At 69.5% G+C, this 20357-nt stretch carries 20 protein-coding genes and 1 pseudogene; 2 read left to right on the forward strand and 19 right to left on the reverse strand.

Annotation, left to right across the window (positions count from 1 at the left end):
* The 12 genes from OQF71_RS03720 to OQF71_RS03775 form a co-directional block, all read right to left on the reverse strand.
* On the reverse strand, positions 1-1524 hold a 1524-nt coding region (locus tag OQF71_RS03720), incomplete at its 3' end, for a proton-conducting transporter membrane subunit (protein ID WP_280585888.1).
* Positions 1517-2074 carry a cation:proton antiporter subunit C gene (locus OQF71_RS03725; protein WP_280585889.1) on the reverse strand — a complete coding sequence of 186 codons (558 nt, stop codon included), beginning with the start codon at positions 2072-2074 and terminating at the stop codon, positions 1517-1519. The genes OQF71_RS03720 and OQF71_RS03725, both read right to left, overlap by 8 nt.
* Positions 2071-2697 (reverse strand): MnhB domain-containing protein, encoded by a 627-nt coding sequence (locus OQF71_RS03730; protein ID WP_280585890.1) that lies wholly within the window; start codon positions 2695-2697, stop codon positions 2071-2073. The genes OQF71_RS03725 and OQF71_RS03730 overlap by 4 nt, the downstream gene beginning before the upstream one ends.
* Entirely contained in the window at positions 2694-3269 is a 576-nt protein-coding gene (locus OQF71_RS03735) for a DUF4040 domain-containing protein (protein WP_280585891.1), read from the reverse strand. The genes OQF71_RS03730 and OQF71_RS03735 overlap by 4 nt, the downstream gene beginning before the upstream one ends.
* On the reverse strand, positions 3266-3592 hold the full coding sequence (gene mnhG / locus OQF71_RS03740; protein ID WP_280585892.1) for a monovalent cation/H(+) antiporter subunit G: 327 nt from the start codon (positions 3590-3592) through the stop codon (positions 3266-3268). Before mnhG ends, OQF71_RS03735 begins: the two co-directional genes overlap by 4 nt.
* Positions 3592-3897, reverse strand: a complete 306-nt coding sequence (locus OQF71_RS03745) for a cation:proton antiporter (protein ID WP_280585894.1) — start codon at positions 3895-3897, stop codon at positions 3592-3594. Before OQF71_RS03745 ends, mnhG begins: the two co-directional genes overlap by 1 nt.
* Entirely contained in the window at positions 3894-5150 is a 1257-nt protein-coding gene (locus OQF71_RS03750; RefSeq protein WP_280585895.1) for a monovalent cation/H+ antiporter subunit E, read from the reverse strand. The genes OQF71_RS03745 and OQF71_RS03750 overlap by 4 nt, the downstream gene beginning before the upstream one ends.
* 146 nt (positions 5151-5296) lie before the next feature.
* On the reverse strand, positions 5297-6472 hold the full coding sequence (coaBC, locus tag OQF71_RS03755; RefSeq protein ID WP_280585896.1) for a bifunctional phosphopantothenoylcysteine decarboxylase/phosphopantothenate--cysteine ligase CoaBC: 1176 nt from the start codon (positions 6470-6472) through the stop codon (positions 5297-5299).
* A 90-nt stretch (positions 6473-6562) separates the two neighbouring features.
* Positions 6563-7087: a hypothetical protein gene (locus OQF71_RS03760; protein WP_280585898.1), complete on the reverse strand. Its 525-nt coding sequence runs from the start codon at positions 7085-7087 to the stop codon at positions 6563-6565.
* A 142-nt stretch (positions 7088-7229) separates the two neighbouring features.
* Positions 7230-8384, reverse strand: coding sequence for a DUF63 family protein (locus OQF71_RS03765; protein ID WP_280585899.1), 1155 nt, complete (start codon positions 8382-8384; stop codon positions 7230-7232).
* A gap of 64 nt (positions 8385-8448) precedes the next feature.
* The gene (locus OQF71_RS03770) at positions 8449-8898 is read right to left on the reverse strand and encodes an Lrp/AsnC family transcriptional regulator (RefSeq protein ID WP_280585900.1); all 450 of its coding nucleotides are present in this window, start codon (positions 8896-8898) and stop codon (positions 8449-8451) included.
* 108 nt (positions 8899-9006) lie between these two features.
* Entirely contained in the window at positions 9007-9771 is a 765-nt protein-coding gene (locus OQF71_RS03775) for a 4-phosphopantoate--beta-alanine ligase (RefSeq protein WP_280585901.1), read from the reverse strand.
* A gap of 112 nt (positions 9772-9883) precedes the next feature.
* On the opposite strand from OQF71_RS03775, the gene OQF71_RS03780 reads away from it, so the two are divergent.
* Positions 9884-10120, forward strand: coding sequence for a hypothetical protein (locus OQF71_RS03780; RefSeq protein ID WP_280585902.1), 237 nt, complete (start codon positions 9884-9886; stop codon positions 10118-10120).
* Positions 10121-10199: 79 nt separating this feature from the next.
* Here the strand turns inward: OQF71_RS03780 and OQF71_RS03785 are convergent, their stop codons facing one another.
* On the reverse strand, positions 10200-11900 hold the full coding sequence (locus OQF71_RS03785; protein ID WP_280585903.1) for a methylmalonyl-CoA mutase family protein: 1701 nt from the start codon (positions 11898-11900) through the stop codon (positions 10200-10202).
* A 121-nt stretch (positions 11901-12021) separates the two neighbouring features.
* Here OQF71_RS03785 and OQF71_RS03790 point away from each other — a divergent pair, with 121 nt between their 5' ends.
* Positions 12022-12378, forward strand: a complete 357-nt coding sequence (locus OQF71_RS03790) for a hypothetical protein (protein ID WP_280585905.1) — start codon at positions 12022-12024, stop codon at positions 12376-12378.
* A gap of 80 nt (positions 12379-12458) precedes the next feature.
* Here the strand turns inward: OQF71_RS03790 and OQF71_RS03795 are convergent, their stop codons facing one another.
* The 6 genes and pseudogenes from OQF71_RS03795 to OQF71_RS03820 all read right to left on the reverse strand — a co-directional run bounded on the left by OQF71_RS03795 (position 12459) and on the right by OQF71_RS03820 (position 20357).
* Positions 12459-14153, reverse strand: coding sequence for a potassium transporter TrkG (locus tag OQF71_RS03795; protein WP_280585907.1), 1695 nt, complete (start codon positions 14151-14153; stop codon positions 12459-12461).
* Between the two features lies 1 nt (position 14154).
* Positions 14155-14838 (reverse strand): TrkA family potassium uptake protein, encoded by a 684-nt coding sequence (locus OQF71_RS03800; protein ID WP_280585908.1) that lies wholly within the window; start codon positions 14836-14838, stop codon positions 14155-14157.
* Between the two features lie 109 nt (positions 14839-14947).
* Positions 14948-15781: pseudogene (locus OQF71_RS03805) on the reverse strand (universal stress protein); the annotation flags it as partial.
* A gap of 95 nt (positions 15782-15876) precedes the next feature.
* Positions 15877-18264 (reverse strand): amino acid permease, encoded by a 2388-nt coding sequence (locus OQF71_RS03810; RefSeq protein ID WP_280585910.1) that lies wholly within the window; start codon positions 18262-18264, stop codon positions 15877-15879.
* Positions 18261-18701: a universal stress protein gene (locus OQF71_RS03815; protein WP_280585911.1), complete on the reverse strand. Its 441-nt coding sequence runs from the start codon at positions 18699-18701 to the stop codon at positions 18261-18263. Before OQF71_RS03815 ends, OQF71_RS03810 begins: the two co-directional genes overlap by 4 nt.
* A 120-nt stretch (positions 18702-18821) precedes the next feature.
* The gene (locus tag OQF71_RS03820) at positions 18822-20357 is read right to left on the reverse strand and encodes a TrkH family potassium uptake protein (RefSeq protein WP_280585912.1); all 1536 of its coding nucleotides are present in this window, start codon (positions 20355-20357) and stop codon (positions 18822-18824) included.

Here is a 20357-nt window from a genome sequence, read left to right on the forward strand (position 1 = left end):
CACCAGCGTCGCTCTCGGCGCGCCCTCCACGGGCGTGACGGGCTGGTGACCGTCGGCCGCGGCGTCGTCGCCCGCGGCGTCGTCGTGCCCGCCGTCGGCGGCCACGCCGGCGGGGTCGTCGTCGGGCCCGCCGGTCGTGTCATCGCCGTGACCGACCGCGCCGTCGCCGTGGCCGCCGGGGAGCCCGACGCCGGCGAAGTAGAACCGTTCGATCAGCCGCGCGACGTACGACAGCGTGAACAGCGTGCTGACGAAGATCACGACGGCGATCCCGATTCCGGCCGGCCCGGCGCCGGCCATACTGGACTCGACCGCGCCGACGCCGATGTACCACTTCCCGAGGAAGCCGACCGACGGCGGGATCCCGACGAGCCCCAGGCCGAGTAAGGCGATCGCCCCGGCCGTGAACGGCGCCTCGCGCGCGGCGCTCGCGGCGTCCTCGATCCGACGGACGCCGTAGCCGAGCGCGAGGGTACCGATCCCGAGGAACAGCCCGAACTTCAGGAGGCCGTGCCCCACGAGGTGGACGATCCCGCCGAGCAGCGCGGTCTCGTTCGCCAACGCGATCGCGGCCCCGATCATCCCGAACTGCGCGACCGAGGAGTACGCGAACATCCGCTTGAGGTCGGACTGCATCGCGGCGAGCACCGACCCGGCGAGGATCGACGTCCCGGAGACGACGAGCATCGCCGTCGTGATCGCGTCGTTCGCGGCGAGGAAGTCGACGGTGAAGACGGTGTAGGTCACCCGAATCAGCGCGTACGCGCTCGTCGTCGACACGAGCGCGGCCACGACCGCCGTGACGGCGTCCGGCGCGCGCTGGTAGGCGTCCGGCTGCCAGGTGTGAACCGGGAATAACGCGATCTTCAGCGCGAGCCCGGCGACTATCAGCGCGTAGCTCGCCTGTATCAGCGGGTCGCCGTACCCCGCCTGCGCGACGATCTGTTCCTGCATGTCGAGCATGTTCAGCGTCCCGGTCGCGAGGAACGCGTAGCCGACGCCGACGAGGTACAGCGAGGCACCGACGGTTCCGACCACGAGGTACTTCAGCGAGGCGTACGCGCTCGCGCCCGAGCGGTCGGCCGCGATGAGCGCGTACGTCGTGATCCCGACGATCTCGAGGAAGACGAACATGTTGAACAGGTCGCCCGTGAGCGCCATCCCCGAGAGCCCCCCGACCAAGAGGAGGTACGCGCTGTAAAAGGAGTTCCCGCGCGGGCCGGCCACCCGCGAGAACGCGAGCGTCGCCAGCGAGACGACCGCGATCAGCGCGAGCACCGCGGCCGACAGCTCGTCGGCCACGAGCTCGATCCCGATCGGCGGCTGATACGTGCCGAGCGCGTGGGTGAACCGTCCACCGAGCGCGACCTCGACCCCGATCGCGGTCGCGATACCGACGACGGCCGTCGTCGCGACCGCGGCGATCGGCCAGCCGACGTCGTCGTATCGCAGCCCGAGCGCGATCGGGAGGGTCGCCGCCACGATCGGAACCGCGACCGTCAGCGGCAGGAGCACGTCAGTCATCGCTCGCACCCCCGTCCGTCGCGGCGTCGTTGCCGGCGGCGGACGCGGTCGCACCCGTCGCGTCGCCGGCGGGCGTATCCGCGTCGCGCTCGACCGTCGGTCCGGTCGGAAGCGCCCCCTCGTCGCGCATCAGATCGCGGAGCGTGTCGGTCCGGAGCGTCCCGTACTCGTCGTAGATCCGGATGCAGAGCGCGAGCCCCACGGCCGTGAGGCTCACGCCGACGACGATGGCGGTGAGCACGATCACGTGCGGGAGCGGGCTGACGAACGTCACGGTCTCAGCCTCCCCGGAGTGGACGATCGGGATCGCGCCGCCCTCGACGTACGCCGAGGCGATGAACAGCAGGAAGATCGCCGTCTGGAACAGGTTGAGTCCGATGACCTTCTTCACGAGGTGAGGGTTGGCTATCATCATGTAGAGCCCCACACAGAGCAGCAGCGCGAACGCGACGTAGGCGTGCCGCGTCGCGAGGACGTCGAGCGCTCCCGCGGACGCGACGCCGGCGGCGACGTCGGTAGCGTCGATTCCGGCGTCCGCGACGCCCGTCATCGCTCACCTCCGTCGGCGACGGTGGTGCGACCCGCGTCCGGCGTGTCGGGCTCGTCGCGCTCCTCGTCGTCGCTCTCGGCGTCGTCGTCGCCGAAGCCGCCCTCGTCCGAGTTGAACCCGTTCGCGAGCAGGAAGAACAGTCCCATGAGCACGCCGCTCACGATGGCCGCGATGCCGAAGATCTCGACGCTCTCTAACCCGTACTTCACCGGGATCGGCAGCAGGTCGTACTGGAGGAACGCGCCGCCGCGTGCCACCGGTACAAGCCCGATACCCGCGAACGCCAGCGCCCCGCCGACCGCGAGCGCGACGACGACGGTGTTGGCGAGCCAGTCGCGGGTCGCCTCGATCCCGAATGCGAACGCGATCATGAACACGACCGCGGCCATGATCGCGCCGCCCTGGAACCCGCCACCGGGCGAGCCGCTACCGTGAAAGGTGATGAACAGGCCGTAGGTGAACGCGAACGGCGCCACGATCTTCACGGTGGGCATGATCACCTGACTCTCCGTGTACGGCGTGCCCTGACGCCGTTCGGAGTCGAGCTGCACGGACCGGGAGCGCGTCCGGTGAGGCGGAGCGCCCTCGGCGTCGCCGTCGTCCTCGGGGCGGGCGTCGCTCATGCGAACACCTCCCGGTGGAGCACGATGAGTGCCGCGATCCCGCCGGCGAAGACGACGACCGCCTCGCCGAAGGTGTCGAACCCGCGGAACGCCGCCAGCACGGCCATCACCGTGTTCTCGACCCCGGTCTGTGCGTACGACTCGCTGAGGTACCACTGGCTCACGTCCGGGTTCGACCACACCGGCGCGTCGGGCGAGCCGACCGCCGGCACGTCGCCCATCGTGAGCAGCAATCCGCCGAACAGCAGCCCGACCGCGCCGACGGCCGGGAGGTTCACCGACTCGAAGGCGACATCGTGGTCGATCCGGGTCGTCTTCGCGAGGGTCAAGACGAGTAGGACGGTGGTCACGCCGGCTGAGATCGCCGCCTCCGTCAGCGCCACGTCCGGCGCGCGGTAGAACGTGTACAGCGCGGCCATCCCGAGGCTGTACGCGCCGAACACGATGACCGCCGCGAGCACGTCGCGAGCGAGGGCCGTCGCGAGCGCTGTCAACACCACGAACGCCAGCAGACTCGCCTCGATGGCGGTGATCTGGGCGACGATCGGCGCTGCCAGAGTGGACCCCGTCATCGCCGATCGTCCCCCTCGGTCCACGGCACGATCCCCTCCTCGAAGGCCGCCCGAGAGATCGCGTGGGCGGCCGTCGGGTTCGTCACGAAGATGAAGAACAACAGCAGCACCGTCTTGAAACCGGCGCCCTCCAGACCGATGGCCAGCGCCACGGCGGCGAGTCCGAAACCCGCGCCGAGCGTGTCCGCCTGGGAGGCGGTGTGCGCGCGCGAGTACACATCGGGCAGCCGGAGCACGCCGGTCATCGAGACGAGGCTGAAGAACAGCCCGAGCAGGGTGAACGCGACGATCAGCCAGACGCGGAGCGTCCCGACCGCGTCCATCACAGCACACCACCCCGCTCGACCGTGAACTTCGAGATGGCGATCGCCATCAGGAAGTTCAACAGCGCGTACACGAGTGCGATGTCAAGGAACGTCGGCTCCGAGAGCGCCGCGGCCAGAAGCGCGAGGATGACGACGGTGTTCGTCCCGAGGACGTTCACCGCGAGAACTCGGTCTTGCATCGTCGGGCCCTTCACCGCACGGTACAGCATGCCGATCGCGAGCACGGTGAATCCGGCGGCCGCGAGAAGCAGGAAGTCGCCGACCGTGTAGCCGGCGGCGACCGTGGCATCGACGAGCGTCACTCGTCGGTCACCCCTTCGTCCCCGGCGTTCGTCTCGTCGCCGTCGGCGGTCGCCGCAGCCTCATCGGGTGGCGCCCCCGTCTCGTCGCCGGGAGTCGCACCGCCGTCCGCAGCGGCGATGGGTAGCTCTTCGGTGGCGTCAGGACCCTGCAGAACCGCGTAGTCCTCACGTTCACGCGGCGTAGGTAGGCGCGCCGCCGAGCGCCCGTAGTAGACGAAGCGCGTCCACCGCTCCAGCGAGCCGTCGAACAGCCCCTCGCGTGCCCACGGCACCAGCGAGTGGACGTACAGGTTGCTGTCGCGCGCACGGACCGTCAGCGTTCCCGGCGTCAGCGTGATCGAGTTCGCGAGCGTCATCAGCGGGAGCCCGCTTCCCACGATCACGCGGACGCGGTTCAGCGTCGGGTCGATCGGGAGCCGCGGGTCGAGTATCACGCGAGCGACCACCAGATTCGCCACGACGATCTCGTACAGCAGGACGGGGACGTAGATCGCGCCGCGGACCAGCCGCTGTGGCGTCCGCGGGACGCCCGGGTCGGCGTCGAAGCTGATCTGAGAGAGGGTGATCGAGACGATGACCGCGGTGGCGACGCCAGTCACCCAGTCGAACCAGTAGAGCGGGTCGCCGAGGACGAAATAAAAGGCGAGAGAGAGCCCGAACATCGCCGCGAACCGCACGCCCGTCGCCTCGCTCCGGAGCCGCTCCCGCCGGGTCGGTCGACCGACCGGCGCCGTCCGAACGGCCAGCGGCGTGTTCGAGAGCGCGAACTCCAGCGGCTGGAGCAACGCCGTGTTGCCGACCGGCGTGTACTCGGGGTCGAGCACCACCGTGTCGGCGCCCTGGTCCTCGGCGTACTCGGCGATCACGTCGACGTAGTCGTCCGGGCCGAACAGGTACTCGTCGGCGCCGATCAGCGTCGAGACGACGGTCACGCCGTCGCCCGTGTCGCCGTCGGCGTCGTCGAGGTCCGCCTCGGCCCACGCGACCACCCGTTCGAGGACGCGCCGGGCCTCGGCGGTTCGGTCACCGGAGCCCGGGTCACCGTCGCGCCACGAGGCGATTTCCACGAAGTGGACCACGGAGAACTCGCCGTCGACTGCGGCCTCGACGACGTGTGCGACGGTCGCACGGAGCGTCGGTGACGGTTCGACGGGGACGACGACCGTCGGTCGCCGTTCCGCGCCGGCCGCATCGGTTTCGGCCGCACCGGCGTCGTCCGTGACGGCCCCGTTTGCGTCGTCGGTGTCAGTCACCCACCACACCTCCGACGGGTCCGGAGTCGACCGTCTCTGGGCATATGGGTATCACTACCGGGATCCTTTCCCTACCGCCTCAAAACAGTTTGTATCCCAGTCGATATCGGCGGACCGGCCGCGGTGGCGGCGACGAGCGGCGACGGTCAGGAGTCCGCTTCTCGCCCCAGTACGACTGCGAGTCGGTCGGCGATCCGCCCGGCGACGCGATCTTTCGAGCCGGCCGCCTCCTCCGGCTCGGTCCCCTCGGCACCCACGAGGAGGACGCGCGTCTCGTCGTCGCCCATCACGCTCGCGTCGTTGGCGACGACAAAGGCGAGATCGACGCGGTCGCGGATCCCCTCGGCCTCCGCGACCATCCCGTCGTCGTCGCCAGACGTCTCGGCCTTGAACCCGACGATCGGCAGGTCCGGATACGCCTCTCGCACCGAGTCGATGAGCTTCGGCGTGGGGCGGAGGTCGACGGAGAGCGGCGATCCCGACCGGATCTTCTGGTCGACGGCGTCGGCGGTGAAGTCGGAGATGGCCGCCGCGGAGACCAGCGCGTCCGCCGTGGCCGCGGCCCGTCGACACGCCGCCATCATCTCGTCTGCGGTCTCGACGGCGACGACGTCGGCGTAGGGTGCGTCCGAACCGTCTTGCACGAGCGTCACCTTCGCGCCGCGAACGTAGAGCGCGCGGGCGACCGCCCGGCCGGTCTTCCCCGACGCCCGGTTCGTCAGGATGCGGATCGGGTCGATGCGCTCCTTCGTCGCGCCCGCGGTGACAACGACGTGCGCGCCCGAGAGCGACTGGGGGGTCGTCGCGCGGGCGACCTCCGTGACGATCTCCGCCTCGGCCGCGATCTTCGCCTTCCCCTCCTCGATTCGGGGGTCCGCGAACGTCACGCCCCACGCCTCCAGCCGGTCGAGCGCCTCCAGCACGCCGGGGTGGTCGTACATCGGTTCGTGCATCGCCGGGGCCATCACGACCGGTACGTCCGCCCCGAGCGCCGTCGTCGCGCAGGTCGTCACGGGCGTGTCGTCCACGGCGGCCGCGATCTTCCCGGCCGTGTTCGCGGTCGCCGGCGCGAGTAGGAGCACGTCGGCCCAGCCCTCGCGGCCGCACAGCTCCACGTGTTCCACGCTCCCGGTGATCTCGGTGACGACGGGCTCGTCGGTCGCGAAGTCGACCGCCCACGGGTGGACGATGTTCGTCGCCGCCGGAGACATGACGGCGCGCACGCTCGCCCCCTGTCGGCGCAGCTCGTGGGCGAGTTCGACGACCTTCACCGCCGCGATGCTCCCCGAGACGCCGAGCGCGACGTTGACCCCCTGTAGCATTACCTGAACGGTCGGCCCGGGGAGATTTATAACATCCCGTTGCGGCCCTCACCCGAGTCGGGTCGGCGCCGAGAGCGCGGTCGCCCCGAATCAGGAGCCGTTCGGTTGCCCGCCTTCCCGCGGTGCGGGGAAGTCGGCGGCGGACAACAGCGCGTTCACCGGCCCGGCCTCCAACGCGCCCAACACCGCCGCGGCCGCCCCGGCGACAAGGACCGCACCGGCCCGCTCGTTGGCGTTCTCCACGGTGAGGTCGTCGGTATCGGCTGCGTACGTCCGCACCTCCTCGACCGCGGCCGAGATGATATCGGCCTGGGCGTCGCGCAGTTCCCCCTGCGCGTCCTCCCGGGAGAGGTTCCCCTCCTCGACACGCGTTCCGATCTCCTCTCGGGCCGCCTGAATCTCCGCCTGCACGTCGAGCGCGACCGTCGCGCGCGCCGCCTCACTGTCTCCGGGTCCGCTCCCGGAACCCTCGTCGCCGGCCCCGCCATCCTCGCCGCCGTCAGTCTGTCCGGCGGCGTCGCCATCTGATCCGGCGAGGTCGCCGCAGCCGGCGAGCCCGAGCGTCGATCCCGTCGCCGCCGCCGCTAACACGCGTCGTCGCGGTGTGTCAATCACGCCCGGGGCTCGGTTCTCGGGCCACTTGGCGATTCCGTCAGGCGCCGACGGAGACGCGTCACGCGGGGCGTGCTGCTCGTCCCCCGGTCGGCGACCCGCTTGCCGTCCGCCTCTCAGTTCGTCCCGGCGAATTCGGATCGGCTCAGATCCCGAACGTCGCGCGCAGCATGTCCCGCGTGCCCGGACCGAGGCCCACGGCCAGCACGGTGATAAGCAGCATCAGCGTGTAGCGCGGCGACTCCTCGAACATCTCGCCGTTGAACACCCAGACGACGAACGTCGCGGCCGCGAGCTTCACGAGGAGGAACGGCCACGCGTCGCCGGTGACGGCGAGGATCGAGTCCGGGAGGAGCCGAGCGGTCCAGTCGACGATCAGCGCGTTGACGACGTGTTTCGGCACGAGGTTCGCCGTCCCGGTCAGGGCCGGCATCCAGTTGAGTCCGATCACGTTGGCGACGCCGTCGATCGCGTGCCCCCAGATGATGACGATCCCCGCCGCGCCCGTCCCCTGCCGGACCGTCGGTTCGTACGCGGTCGCGAGCTTCCACGTGACCGCGGCCGAGACGGTCGCGATGACGAGCGTGAGTCCGAGCACCTGCGGATAGAACTCGACGTAGTCGGTCGCGCCGGCGAGATACGAGAGGTACCCGACCGAGGCCGCGAGGGCGAGCGTCCCCATCGCGAACAGCGGTCGGGCGTAGTCGTCGACGATCTCTCGGTTCTCCAGCGCGTACGCCGCGAGGACGCAGCCGAGGGTGACGCCGAACGCCGTGAAGTAGATGAACGGGCTGATCAGCAGCGCGCTCGCGGGGAACGATATCAGCGGCTCGGTGCCGGCGCGGACCGCGGCGACGCCCGAGTCCTCGACGGTGCGGAGCGCGCCGCCGAGCAGCATGAACGGGAACAGCGCGTAGAAGAATCGCAGTTCGTTGCCGATGTCCAACCGGCGGAGCAGGAAGACCACGCCGATCAGCATTCCGAGCAGGACGACCACGTAGCTCACCGTGGAGACGGTGGTGTACCCCGGGAACGCGACGACCTCGCCCGCGTCGATGGCCGCCTGACACGCCGTCGAGCCGCCGAGCAGCTCCGTGCCGCCGGCGTCCCGAACGGCGCACTGCGCCCCCCGACCGTCGGCGACGACCGGTCCCCAGAAGTACCGCCAGAGGAAGCGGTCGTACACGGCCCGTGGGAAGACGGCCGATCCGATCGCGAGCAGGAGCGCGATCCCGCCGACGACCGCCGCCCACGCCCGCTCCGGCGACTCCCTCACCCGTTCGGCGACCCGAGTACTCATGATACCCGTTCGGCGAGTGCCCGAGTTGAGCGTTCCGGTCCCGACTCGTCGCGTCAGACTGCGCTCAGATCGGCGGGCCGTCGGCCTCGAAATCGCTGCCGAGTATGATCATCGTCTGGGAACGGGAGAAGCCCTCTATCTCCGCGATCTCATCGAACATCAGTTCGCGGAGGTTATCGGTGTCGGCGGCGACGACGCGCAGTATCACGTCCCACTCGCCGGTCGTCAGGTGGATTTCACTGACGCCGTCGATGTCGCGGAGCCGTTCGAGCGCGTCCTCTTCGCGTCCCTGCTCGACGCGGAGCCCGACGAACGCGCTGACCCCGTATCCGACCGCCTTGGGGTCGACCTCGGCGTGGTACCCCTGAATGACGCCGGCCTCCTCCATCCGTCCCACCCTGTCGTGGACGGTCGCGCTCGACATGTCGATCCGACGCGCGACCTCCGAGAACGGCGTCCGGGCGTCCTCCTGGAGGATTCTGAGAATTGCGCGGTCCGTCTCGTCGATTTCCATGAGTGTGCTAGGTCGGGGGTGGACTTTGCAGTTCCGGCGTAGTAGGGCGCTACCCGTCGTATTCTTAACACCTCCCGGCTGCGTCTCGCCCGACATCGGCCCATCCGGCTACGTCTCGTCCTGCGCCGCGAACGAACCGTCCCGGATGGCGGCCTCCGCGGCCGCGAGTGCCTCGTCGGCGTCGAACGCGTCGACGATCTCTCGCAACTCCTCGGGAGGCGCGTCCGCGAGATCCCGCGCGTGATCCGTGATGTTCGGTACCGCCCGGATCAGGTTATCGATGATCGGCACGTCCGCGGTCCGTGGCGACCGGCTCCCGGGGTTGAGGTCGATCACAATCTCCGTCTTCCCCATCGAATCGAGCGCCGCGGCGCGGTCGCCGTCCTCCAGCGGGACGACCACGACATCCGCCGACTCGATCCCGTCGGCGTCGACGACGCCGCGGGCGTGTGACAGCCCGGGGATCTCGCCGTCGCCGGTCAGCCCTTTCACCTCATCGGCGCCGTGCTCGCGGAGGTGGTCGGCGATACGTCCGACGCGCTCGGCGGTGTGATTGAAGAGGTTCACCTCGATATCGGCGTCGACCGTTTCGGCGAGTTCGACCGTCTCCGTGGGGGCGAGGGCCGCGACGTTCCCGTTCACCGAGATCACCGGGTGCTCGGCCGCGAGCAGCGTCGCCGCGGCGGCGCGCGCGGCGCGGTCCGCGCTCGGGAGCGTCCGTTCGCCGAGGAGGTAGTCGAAGGCCTCGCCGCGCCCCTGCGCGATGAGCCCCTGCTTCGAGGTGATCCCCTCCTCGACGCCCGCCTCGATGCGGTGGCGCGTCACGAGCGAGGCGTACCGCGGGTGGTCCTCCGAGACCTCCGTCTCCGTCATACCCGAGCGAGGCGACGCGCCGATTAAAGTGAACCGTTCGCGGTCGTCGCGTGTGACTCCGGCACCCATTCGCACAAGCGTTAACATACGTCACTACGTAGCGTCGAGCGGGATGGAACAGACTGGCAAGTACACCGTCGTGAGAGCGTGCAACGACCACGGGGCGGTCACCCTCCGTGAATACCCCCGCAACGGGACGCTGTACGTCGTCGAGTACGACGACCCCGACGTGGAAGCCGAGCTTTCGTCGCTCGACGCCGGGTCGGTCGTCGAGCTCGATCTCCGGCGCGCGGGCCGCCGAGGCAACGCGTGGTGCGCGGAGTCGGCCCGCCCGGTCGATCCGGCGTAGCGTGCCTCCGGCCCGCCCGGTCGATCCGGCGTAGCGTGCCTCCGGTCCGCCCGTCTCGCCGTCCCCGTTTTGGGCCCGCTCAGGCGACGCCGATCCGCTCGCGGTACGTCCCGTACTCCGCCTCGAACACCGCCATGATCTCGCCCATCGTCGCGTACGCCTTCACCGCGGCGACGATCGCCGGCATCACGTTCTCGCCGGCGTCGACCGCGTCGCGGAGGTCGTCTAAGGCCGCGTCGACCGCGTCGTCGTCGCGCTCCGCCTTCACCGACTCCAGTCGGTCGAGCTGGCGCTCCCGGGTCGTCTCGTCGACGCGGAGCAGGTCGGGCTCCGTGTCCGCCTCGACCTGATAGGCGTTGACGCCGACCACGGTCTCCTCGCCCTCGTCGACCCGCTCCTGGTACTCGTAGGACGCCTGCTGGATCTCGCGGTGGAAGTACCCCTGCTCGATCCCGCGGAGCACGCCGTCCCGGACCGAGCCGTCGCCCATCTCTCGGATCTCCTCGATGTACGCCGTCGCCTCGGCCTCGACCTCGTCCGTGAGCGCCTCCACCGCGAACGACCCCCCGAGGGGGTCGACGATGTCGGCCGCGCCCGACTCCTCGGCGATGATCTGCTGGGTGCGGAGCGCGACCCGGACGGCCTGCTCGGAGGGGAGCGCCAGCGCCTCGTCGAAGGAGTTGGTGTGGAGGCTCTGGGTGCCGCCGAGCACGCCCGCCAGCGCCTGAAGCGTGACGCGGACGACGTTGTTCAGCGGTTGCTGGGCCGTCAGCGACTGCCCCGCCGTCTGGGTGTGGAACTTCAGCTGCTTCGAGGCGTCGGCCTCGGCGTCGTACCACTCGTCCATGATACGCGCGTAGATTCGGCGGGCGGCGCGGAACTTCGCCACCTCCTCGAAGACGGAGTTGTGCGAGTTGAAAAAGAAGGAGAGCTGCGGCGCGAACGCGTCGACGTCGAGCCCGCGGTCGAGACACGCCTCGACGTACGCGAACCCGTCGGCGAGCGTGAACGCGAGCTCCTGGACCGCGGTCGAGCCGGCCTCGCGGATGTGGTACCCCGACACCGAGATGGGCTTGAACTTGGGCGTCTCCGCGACCGCGAACTCGATGGTGTCGGTCACGAGGTCGAGTGAGGGCTCCGGCGGGATCACCCACTCCTTCTGCGCGATGAACTCCTTGAGCATGTCGTTCTGGAGGGTCCCTCGAAGCTCATCGCGCGGCACGCCCTGCTGGTCCGCGATGGCGACGTACATCGCGTAGATCACGGGCGCGGTGGGGTTGATCGTGAAGGAGGTGGACACCTCGCTCACGTCGATGCCGTCGAACAGTACTTCCATATCGCGGAGCGTGTCGACGGCGACCCCCTCCTTGCCGACCTCGCCCAGGGACATGGGGTCGTCGGAGTCGAGCCCCATCAGCGACGGCATGTCGAAGGCGGTCGAGAGCCCGGTCTGCCCCTCGTCGATCAGGTAGTGGAAGCGCTCGTTCGTCTCCTCGGCGGTGCCGAAGCCGGCGAACTGCCGCATCGTCCACGTCCGCCCGCGGTGCATCGTCGGGTAGACGCCGCGGGTGTACGGCTCCTCGCCGGGGAAGCCGAGGTCCTCGCCGTAGTCGAGGTCGGCCACGTCGGCGGGGGTGTATAAGCGATCGACCTCACGGTTCGACACCGTGGCGAAGCGGTCGCGGCGCTCGCCGTGCCGGTCGAGGGTCGGATCGAGCGTCTCCGCCTCCCACTCGGCGTGGGCCTCGCGGATCTCGGAGAGCTCCTCGTCGTCGTACATGCCGTCAGCTACCCACCGAACTCGTATAAACATTCATTATATTTTAAGGGGCGACCGGCGGATTCGCCGCCGCACCGAATCCGTACCGACTGTTATGTGGGCTCGGAATCAACCCTCGACCATGACCGACGACTCGGATCGACCGACTCCGCCCGAGGGATTACCCCCGAAGCTCGTCGACCAGCTGACGAACAGCACGCCGGAGGAGCTCCGGAAGGCGATCGTCCACGCGCAGGAGCTGCTGTACTACCACGAGGAGTCGGCGCTCCCGGTCGAGGCGGAGGCCGGCGACGACATCCTTCGGATGACCGAACACGACGGCTACACCGAGGTGGTGAAGCAGTACTCCTGTTCGGAGGGCTGCGACGACTGCCCGCACGGGCCGTACCTCTACCACGTCACCGAAGAGACCCTGCCCAACGGGACCCGCGAGACCCACTGGTCGTTCATCGGTCGAGTGAACGCGGACGGGGACTGACCGCGGGCGCCGGTCGCGCCGGCGGCGCCGGCGGGCCGATCACCCGCTCGGCGGGGACCCGCGGCGTCGAGGGGGACGGCTCACGGGTTTAACCCCCAGATCCCGGCCCGGATGAACACCAGCACCGGGATGATCTCCAGCCGCCCGATCCACATGTTGAAGAGGAACATCGCCTCCGCCACCGGCGACATCGACGGGCCGGTGATCCCGGACGAGAGGCCCACGTTGCCCTGGGCGCTGGCGACCTCGAACAGGGCGTCGGCGTAGCCGAACTCCGGGCCGGCGACGTTGACGAGCACGACGCTGGCGACCGCGAGCGCGACGAGCCACAGCAGGGTGACGATGGCGGCCTCGCTGAACTCCCGCTCCATCGTCTCGCGGTCCAGCGTGCGGTCCCCGATGCGCGCGGTGACGACGGCGTTGCTCGGGAGGAACACGCGGGAGAACTGCCAGACGATGCCGCGCGCGACGGTGTACGCTCTGACGATCTTGATGCCGCCGACGGTGGACCCGGCCGCGCCGCCGAGCACCATCGCGCCGACGACCACCACCTTCGCGCCGGCGACCCAGCGACCGATCGGGGCCGACTGGAAGCCGGTGGCGGTCATCGCGCTGATCCACTGGAACGTCGAGTCCCGGACCGCGTCGAGCCCGGCCCCGTCGAGGAGCGGGACCGGGAACGAGAGGAACGACTCCGTCGCGAACGCGCCGGAGGCCACCGGAACCGACGCGACGTTCTGCGCCGAGAGCGCGGCGACGCCGGCGGCGAGCAGCGCGAACAGCCACCGGGTCTGGAGGTCCCCCACCAGCTCGCGGAGGCTCCGGTCCCTGAGCACGACGTAGTGGACCGGGAACGCGATCGCGCCCAGGATCATGATCGGCAGCAGCACGGCCTCGACCAGCGGCGAGCCGTACGTCGCGATCGAGTTGTCCGTGACGGAGAACCCGCCCGTCGTCAGGCCGGTCATGGCGTGGTTGAGCGCCTGCCAAGCGGTCTCGCCGAGCGAGAGCGACTCGGCGTAGTCGCTTTCGCTCGCGCGGATCGCGGCGAACAGCGCCGCGAACGACAGGAGGGTGTAGCCGACCACGAGCTTCCAGACGGTCCGGACCGTCGAGACGACGCTCGGGTGGATCTTCCGCTCGCGGGCCTCGCTCCGGTAGAGCGCGTAGCTCCCGCTGCCGGGCCGCGAGAGGATGGAGACGGTGAGGACGATGACGCCGACGCCGCCGACCCACTGGATGAACGACCGCCACCACTGCACCGTCCGCGGCAGCGACGGCTCGTGGACCGCCATCGTCAGGCCGCTCCCGGTCCAGCCGCTCATGCTCTCGAAGAAGGCGTGCAGCGGGTCGCGGAAGTAGGCGAGACTGGAGAGGGTCGTCGTCCCGCCGACCCCGATCGGCTCCCACGAGGCCGTGTCCGCGGCGGCGGGGACGAACGCGTCCATGACGGCCGGCGGCGTCAGCCACGCCGTGAGGAACAGCGGGAGGGCGCCGAAGACGGCGACCATGAGCCACCCGCCGGCGGCGATCACCATCCCGTGTTTCATCTTCGGCTCCGGGGCGTCGGCGAACCGCCGGTTGGCGACGCCGCCGACGAGGGCGGTCGCGCCGCCCGCGACGAGGAAGCCGAGCGCGGCGTGGAACTCGCGGAACCCGAGCGCGACGAGCACGGTCACGGTCATCAGCCCGGCCTCCATCAGGAGGAGCGAGCCGACGTCGCGGGCGATGACGCCGAGGTCGCCCGGGATTCGGCCGCCGGTCCGTTCGGCCATCTCAGTCGCCGTCCTCCGGGTGCCCGAACACGTCCGTCACTTCCGGGGTCACGCCGTCCCCGGAGTACACCGTGAGCAGGTCGCCCGCCTCGATGCGCGTGTTCCCGCGCGGCGTTATCGGCGTCTCCTCCCCGTCCCGTTCGACGGCGACGATCAGGGTCTGCTCCCCGATCAGCTCCGCCTCGTCCGCCTCGCGCAGCGTCTTCCCCGCGATCGGCGCGTCGGGCCCCACGGTGATCTCGAACACCTCCGCCTCCTCGCCGATGTGCATGAAGTCGACGACTGAGGGACGGCTCACCGCCCGGTAGAGGTACTCGGCGATCAGGCTCTGCGGGTTCTGCATCGTGTTGACGCCGATCTGATCGAACACGTTCATGTGCTCGGGGTTGTGGACGACGGAGACGATGTTCGGGACCGACAGCTCCTGTGCCAGCAGACAGACCATGATGTTCGTCGCGTCCTGGTCCGTCGTCGAGATGAGGGCGTCCGCGCGCTCGGCGCCGGCGTCCTGCAGCGTCTCCTTCGAGGTCGCGTCGTCGTTGATGACGAGGCAGTCGTACCCCCGCGACGCCCGCTCCGCGCGCTCCTCGTCGCTCTCGATGACGACGACCTCGTTGCCGCTCTCGGTCGCGAGCTTGACGAGCGGCGTCCCGATGTCGCCCGCGCCCACGACGATCAGATACATGTGTCACCCGTTCAGAAGCGACCACCGAAAGCCTACCGCTCCGCGGCGAAACGCGGGGACGGGCCGCCCTCGGTTTCCGTCCTCAGCGATCGTCCTCGTCGCCCCGCCCTCAGCGCCCGCCGAACAGCCGCTCCCACAGCGACCGCGCGGACGGCCGCTCGGCGAGCAGCACCGGCGTGTCGAGGTTCTCGATCGTCTCGAACGCCAGCGACCCGCGGACGATCCGCGAGAGCAGCCCGCGCTCGGTCGCGCCGATGATGACGAGGCTGTACTCCTCGCCGACGCGGCCGATCGTCTCCTCGACGCCGCCCGTCTCGATCCGCAGGTCGGCGTCGCCCAGACCGTGGCCGTCGGCCCAGCCCGTGAGGAACTCCCGGCCGGACTCCTCCTCCCCCAGTTCGACGACGTACAGCAGGGAGACGTCGACGCCGACGGCGTCCCGGAGCGCCCTCGCGACCTCAGCGGAGAGGTCGGAGGAGGGGCCGCCGGCGGTCGGGACGAGCACGTCGGAGAGGTCCAGCCGCTGGCCGTCTAAGACGAGGAAGTCGCACGGGAGGTCGTGGGTGAGCTCGTCCAGCGACCCCTCGACGCGCCCGCCGGCGAACCGCGTCCCGCCGTAGCCCATCACGACGGTGTCGGCGTCGTTCGTTCTCGCGGCGTCGAACACCTCCTCAATCCCGCGGTGCGAGAGGATCGTCTTCGTCTCGATCGGCACGTAGAACGCCTCGGCGTCGGCGGCCGCGGCGGCCAGCAGCTCCTCGGATGACTCGTCGAGACCGGTGCGGTCCTCGGCGGCCTTCTCCAGCGACGTCTGGTCCGGGACCGTGACGATGTGCGTCGCGAGCACGCGACCGCCCTCGTGCCGTGCGATCGCGCCGGCAAGTGTGATGAGCGCGCTCTCCGTGTGCGGGTTCGACACCGCGACCATGACCGTCGGGCCCTCGTCTCGGGACCCGTTCGTCGTCTCGAACACGGTCCCTATGTCCTCGGTGGTCGTCCGTTCGCTCGTTCGTCTGTTTCGCTCATCGCTCCGTTCGCCTACTCCTCCGCCCGCTCGTCCGCTTCCGCCCGGTCGTCTGCTTCCGGCCGCCCCACCCCGCCGTCGCCTCGCGCCTCGGCGGTCGCGTCGTCCGCCTCAGGGGCGTCGACGTCGCCCGGGGCGTTCGACCGGGCGCCGCTCCCGAACAGCCGCGCTCGGATCCCCCGCTCGTCGCGCTTCTCGGCGAGCAGTACCGAGCACTCGACGTCCTCGAGAACCTGTAGCACGAGCGAGCCGCTCACCAGCCGCGAGAGCAGCCCTTTCTGGGTCGCGCCGATGATCAGCATCGTCACGTCCCGCGCTGCGCGCTCGATGGATTCCTCGATGTCGCCGCTCTCGACGCGGAGCGTCGCGTCCGCGAGGTCGTGCTCGGCGGCCCACCCCATGAGGAACCGCCGTCCGGCCGCCTCGTCGTCGGCGACGTGCAGCAGCGTGACCTCCCCGTCGAACTCGACCTGAAGCATCTTGGCGACCGCCCCGGACAGGTCCGAGGACGGGCCGCCGGCGGTCGGCACGAGGATCCGCGACGGGTCGAACCCGCGGTCGCGGAACACGAGGAAGTCGGAGGGCAGCGAGCGCGCCAGCTCGTCGACCGCCGTCTCCGCGCGGCCGGGCGCCCCGTGGGAGTCCTCCCCCCAGCCCATCACCGTCATATCCGCGCCGTACGTCCGGGCCGCGTCGAACACCTCTTCGAACACGCGGTGCGAGAGTACGACGTGCGTCTCCACGTCGACGCCGAACGTCTCGGCGTCGTCGCGGGCCTTGTTCAGCAGGTCGTGCGCCGCCGCGTGGGCGCCGCGGTCGCGGGCGGCCTCCAGCGACGTCTGGTCGGGCACGTTCGCGATGTTGACCGCGACGACCGTCCCGTCCCGCTGCTTGGCGATGGCCGACGCGAGCGTGATCAGGTGCTCCTCGGTCGCGGGGTTCGCGAGCGGCACCATCACGCGGTAGTCGTCGCCGCTCGGCTGGACCGACGTGGCCGCCGACACGGCGGCCTTGGGGAGCTCGTCGGAGCGGTCGAGGATCCACGCGCCCAGCACGCCCCGCGCCTCCACCTTGTTGCGGGCGTACAGCAGGTACCAGAGAACGGCGAAGGCGACGAGGCCGAACGAGATCAGGATGATCGTCGGCTCGATGTAGATGATCAGCGCGAACGACGACAGCGTTCCGATAATCGGGACGGCCGGGTAGAAGGGGACCTCGAAGTCCGGGTCGTACCCCTCGACCCCCGACTCGCGCATCACGATGAGCGCGAGGTTGAGCAGGCCGTAGACGATGAGGTGGAGCACGGATCCCATCGTCGACAGCGACTCCACGCCCCCGGCGACGAGGAACACGAGGATGAGCGCGCCGGTGAGCGCGATCGACTTGTACGGCGTGCCGAACCGCTCGTGGATCTCGTTGAGCTTCGGAGTGACGATCTTCTCGCGGCCCATCGCGAAGTTGATCCGGGACGACGAGAGGATCGACGCGTTCGCCGACGAGGCGGTCGCGAGCAGTCCGCCGATCAGTAACATTCCGGCGCCGAGGGCGCCCAGCGAGAAGCCGAAGATCGAGTAGTTACCGAACAGGAGGCGGGCGGCATCGACCACCGCGGTCTCGTTGTTCGCCACGAGCTCGTTCGGGACCGCCGCGAGCAACACCAGCAGGAACAGCGCGTAGACGACCGTGACGATCACGACCGAGCCGAGGACCGCGAGCGGGAGGTTCCGGCCCGGGTTCTTGATCTCCTCGGCGACCGAGGTGATCTGGACGAAGCCCAGATAGGAGACGAAGATGATCCCCGTCACCGGGAGTATCTCCGGCGTCGTCTCGGGCGTCGCGATCGGCCGCAGCGACTCCATGTCGGCGTTCAAGAGGCCCACGACGGTGAAGACGGCGAGGATTCCCAGAAGCGACATGACGATGACGATCTGGAGCCCGCCCGTCTCCTTCGCGCCGAAGTAGTTGACTGCGATAAAGAGGAGGGCGCCGGCGAGCCCGATCACCTGCGCGGCCTCCAGCGTCACCGGGCCGATCCCGACCGGTCCGAGCTCGACGAGCGCGTTGACGTACTCGCCGAAGCCGTACATGTAGAACGCGGAGGCGAACGCGAGGCCGAGCCAGTTCGCCCACCCCGCGATGGAGCCGAACATGGGTCCGAGCGCCCGGTTGACGTAGAAGTACGCGCCGCCCGATTTCGGCATCGCCGTCCCGAGCTCGGAGGCGGACAGCGCCGTGAACAGGGCGATGACGCCGCCGAGGACGAACGTGAACGCCGCGAGCGGACCGGCACGCGCGACCGCGGTGCCGGGGAGGACGAAGATGCCGGCCCCGATCATCGTGCCGATCCCGATCGTGAGTGCGGCGAGGGGACCGAGGTCCTTCGCCAGCTCCTCGTCGCTCATTCGGTGGATCCCTCGCGCGGGAGCGCGATCACGGGAACGTGCGACTTCGTCACGAGCTTCACAGAGAGGTCGCCCGAGAGGAACTGGACGAGCCGGTTCCCGCCCCGAGACTGGTAGGCGATAGCGGTCGCGTCGACCTCGTCGACCGCGTCGAAGATGGCGCCCACGACGTCCCGCGAGTAGGCGGTGTGCTCGCCGGCGTCGGGGAACACCGATCGGACCGCGTCGTACGACTCTGCCGCGAGCTCCTCGGACTGTTCGACGGGCGTCTTGTCCGGGACGCCCTCGCCCTTCTCGACGACGTGCAGCGCCGTGACCCGCTCCGGTCGATACGGTCCGAGCGCCTGCGCCGTCGCCATCGCGTCCTCCTCGTGAGCCACTGGCAGGAGAACGTGGTCGAGTAGGCCTCCTCCCTCCGGTTGGTCGGTGCTCGTCATACCCTCATTCATACTCTCGTCAGTTAAGAAGATACGCTCTGCACAACCGAGCAATCAGATGGTGTTACAAGCCGTCTTCGGCGCTGAAAACGCACCGCTTGTGGTTTTCGACCCCCTCTGTCACCGACTGTCCATCGCGGAGATGAACACCGCGAGCACCGGGACGATCTCCAGCCGGCCGATCCACATCAGGAACACCATCAGCAGCTTCGACGTGTCGGGGAAAAAGAGGTAGCTCCCGAACGGCCCGAGCCGACCGAACCCCGGGCCGATGTTCCCGATCGTCGCGAGCGACGCGCTCGTCGACTCCAGCATCGTCAGTTGGGTCCCGATCCGCGCGGCGTCGAGCGAGAGGAACACCGCCGAGAGCGCGAACAGCACGACGTACATCATCGTGAACGCCATGATGCCGCGGATGGCGTCCTCGTCGACGACGCTCCCGCTGAGGCGGATCGGTTGGACGACGTCCGGATGCGCCGTGGTGAACAGCTCGCGGCGGATCGCCTTCCCCACGATGAGCCACCGGACGATCTTCACTCCGCCGCCGGTCGACCCGGCGGATCCTCCGATGAACATCGTAAACAGAAGAAACACCTGCGCGTGGGTGTCCCACTGCGCGAAGTCGGCCGTCGCGAACCCGGTCGAGTTCAACAGCGACCCGACCTGGAAGGCCGCCTGCCGGAGCGAGTTCTCGGCGACTCCTTGGGTCGTCCCACCGAGTTCGAGCGGCGGGGCAGCACCGCCGAACAGGATCACGGCGAGCAGGGCGGTGATCACCGCGAGCGCGCCGGCGTACGTGCGGAACTCCGCGTTCTCCAGCATGACCTCGGCCTCGCCGCGTAGCACGTGCCAGAACAGCGCGAAGTTGACGCCGGCGACGAGCATAAACGGGATGATGACCCACTGGACGACTGCCGAGAACGCGCCGATGCTGTCGGCCTGCGGCGAGAATCCGCCGGTCGGGAGGGTGGAGAACCCGTGGGCCACGGCGTTATACAGGTCCATGTTCGGCGCCATTCCGAGAAGGTGAAGCGCGTACAGGAGCGCCACGAGCAGGACGGTGAAGCCGAAGTAGATCAGCCAGAGCGCTCGCGCCGTCTCCGCGATCTTCGGTGTGAGCTTCTGTAGTTCCGGGCCGGGGGCCTCCGACGCCATCAGCTGGGCGCCATTGACGGCGACTTCGGGCAGAATGGCGATCATTAGGACGATGATCCCCATGCCGCCGAGCCACTGCGTGAGCTGACGCCACATCAGCAGGGCGTGAGAGTGCCTGTCCGTACTGATCTCTCCGAGGACGGTCGCGCCCGTGGTGGTGAACCCGCTCATCGACTCGAACAGCGCGTTCACCGGAGTCGCGACGGTCGACGCCGTGCCGTGCCCGGCGAGCATGTAGGGAATGGTCCCGATGACCGCAGCTGCGAGCCACGCGAGCGAGACGAAAAGCAGCGCCTCTCGTGGCCCGAGGTCCGGGTCCGGATCCACCCGCTCTACCGCGATTCCGATCGCGGCGACGAGCGCCATCGAGGCGAGGAACACCCAGATATCTTCGCCGTACACGGCTGCCACGACCAGCGGCACCAGCATCGTGACGGCGAGGTACTTGATTCCGACCCCGAGAAGCCCCACGCTCGCCTTCCAGTTGACGCCCCAAGACAT

The sequence above is a fragment of the Halorubrum sp. Boch-26 genome, from assembly GCF_029889805.1.
In the GTDB taxonomy this organism is placed as follows: domain Archaea; phylum Halobacteriota; class Halobacteria; order Halobacteriales; family Haloferacaceae; genus Halorubrum.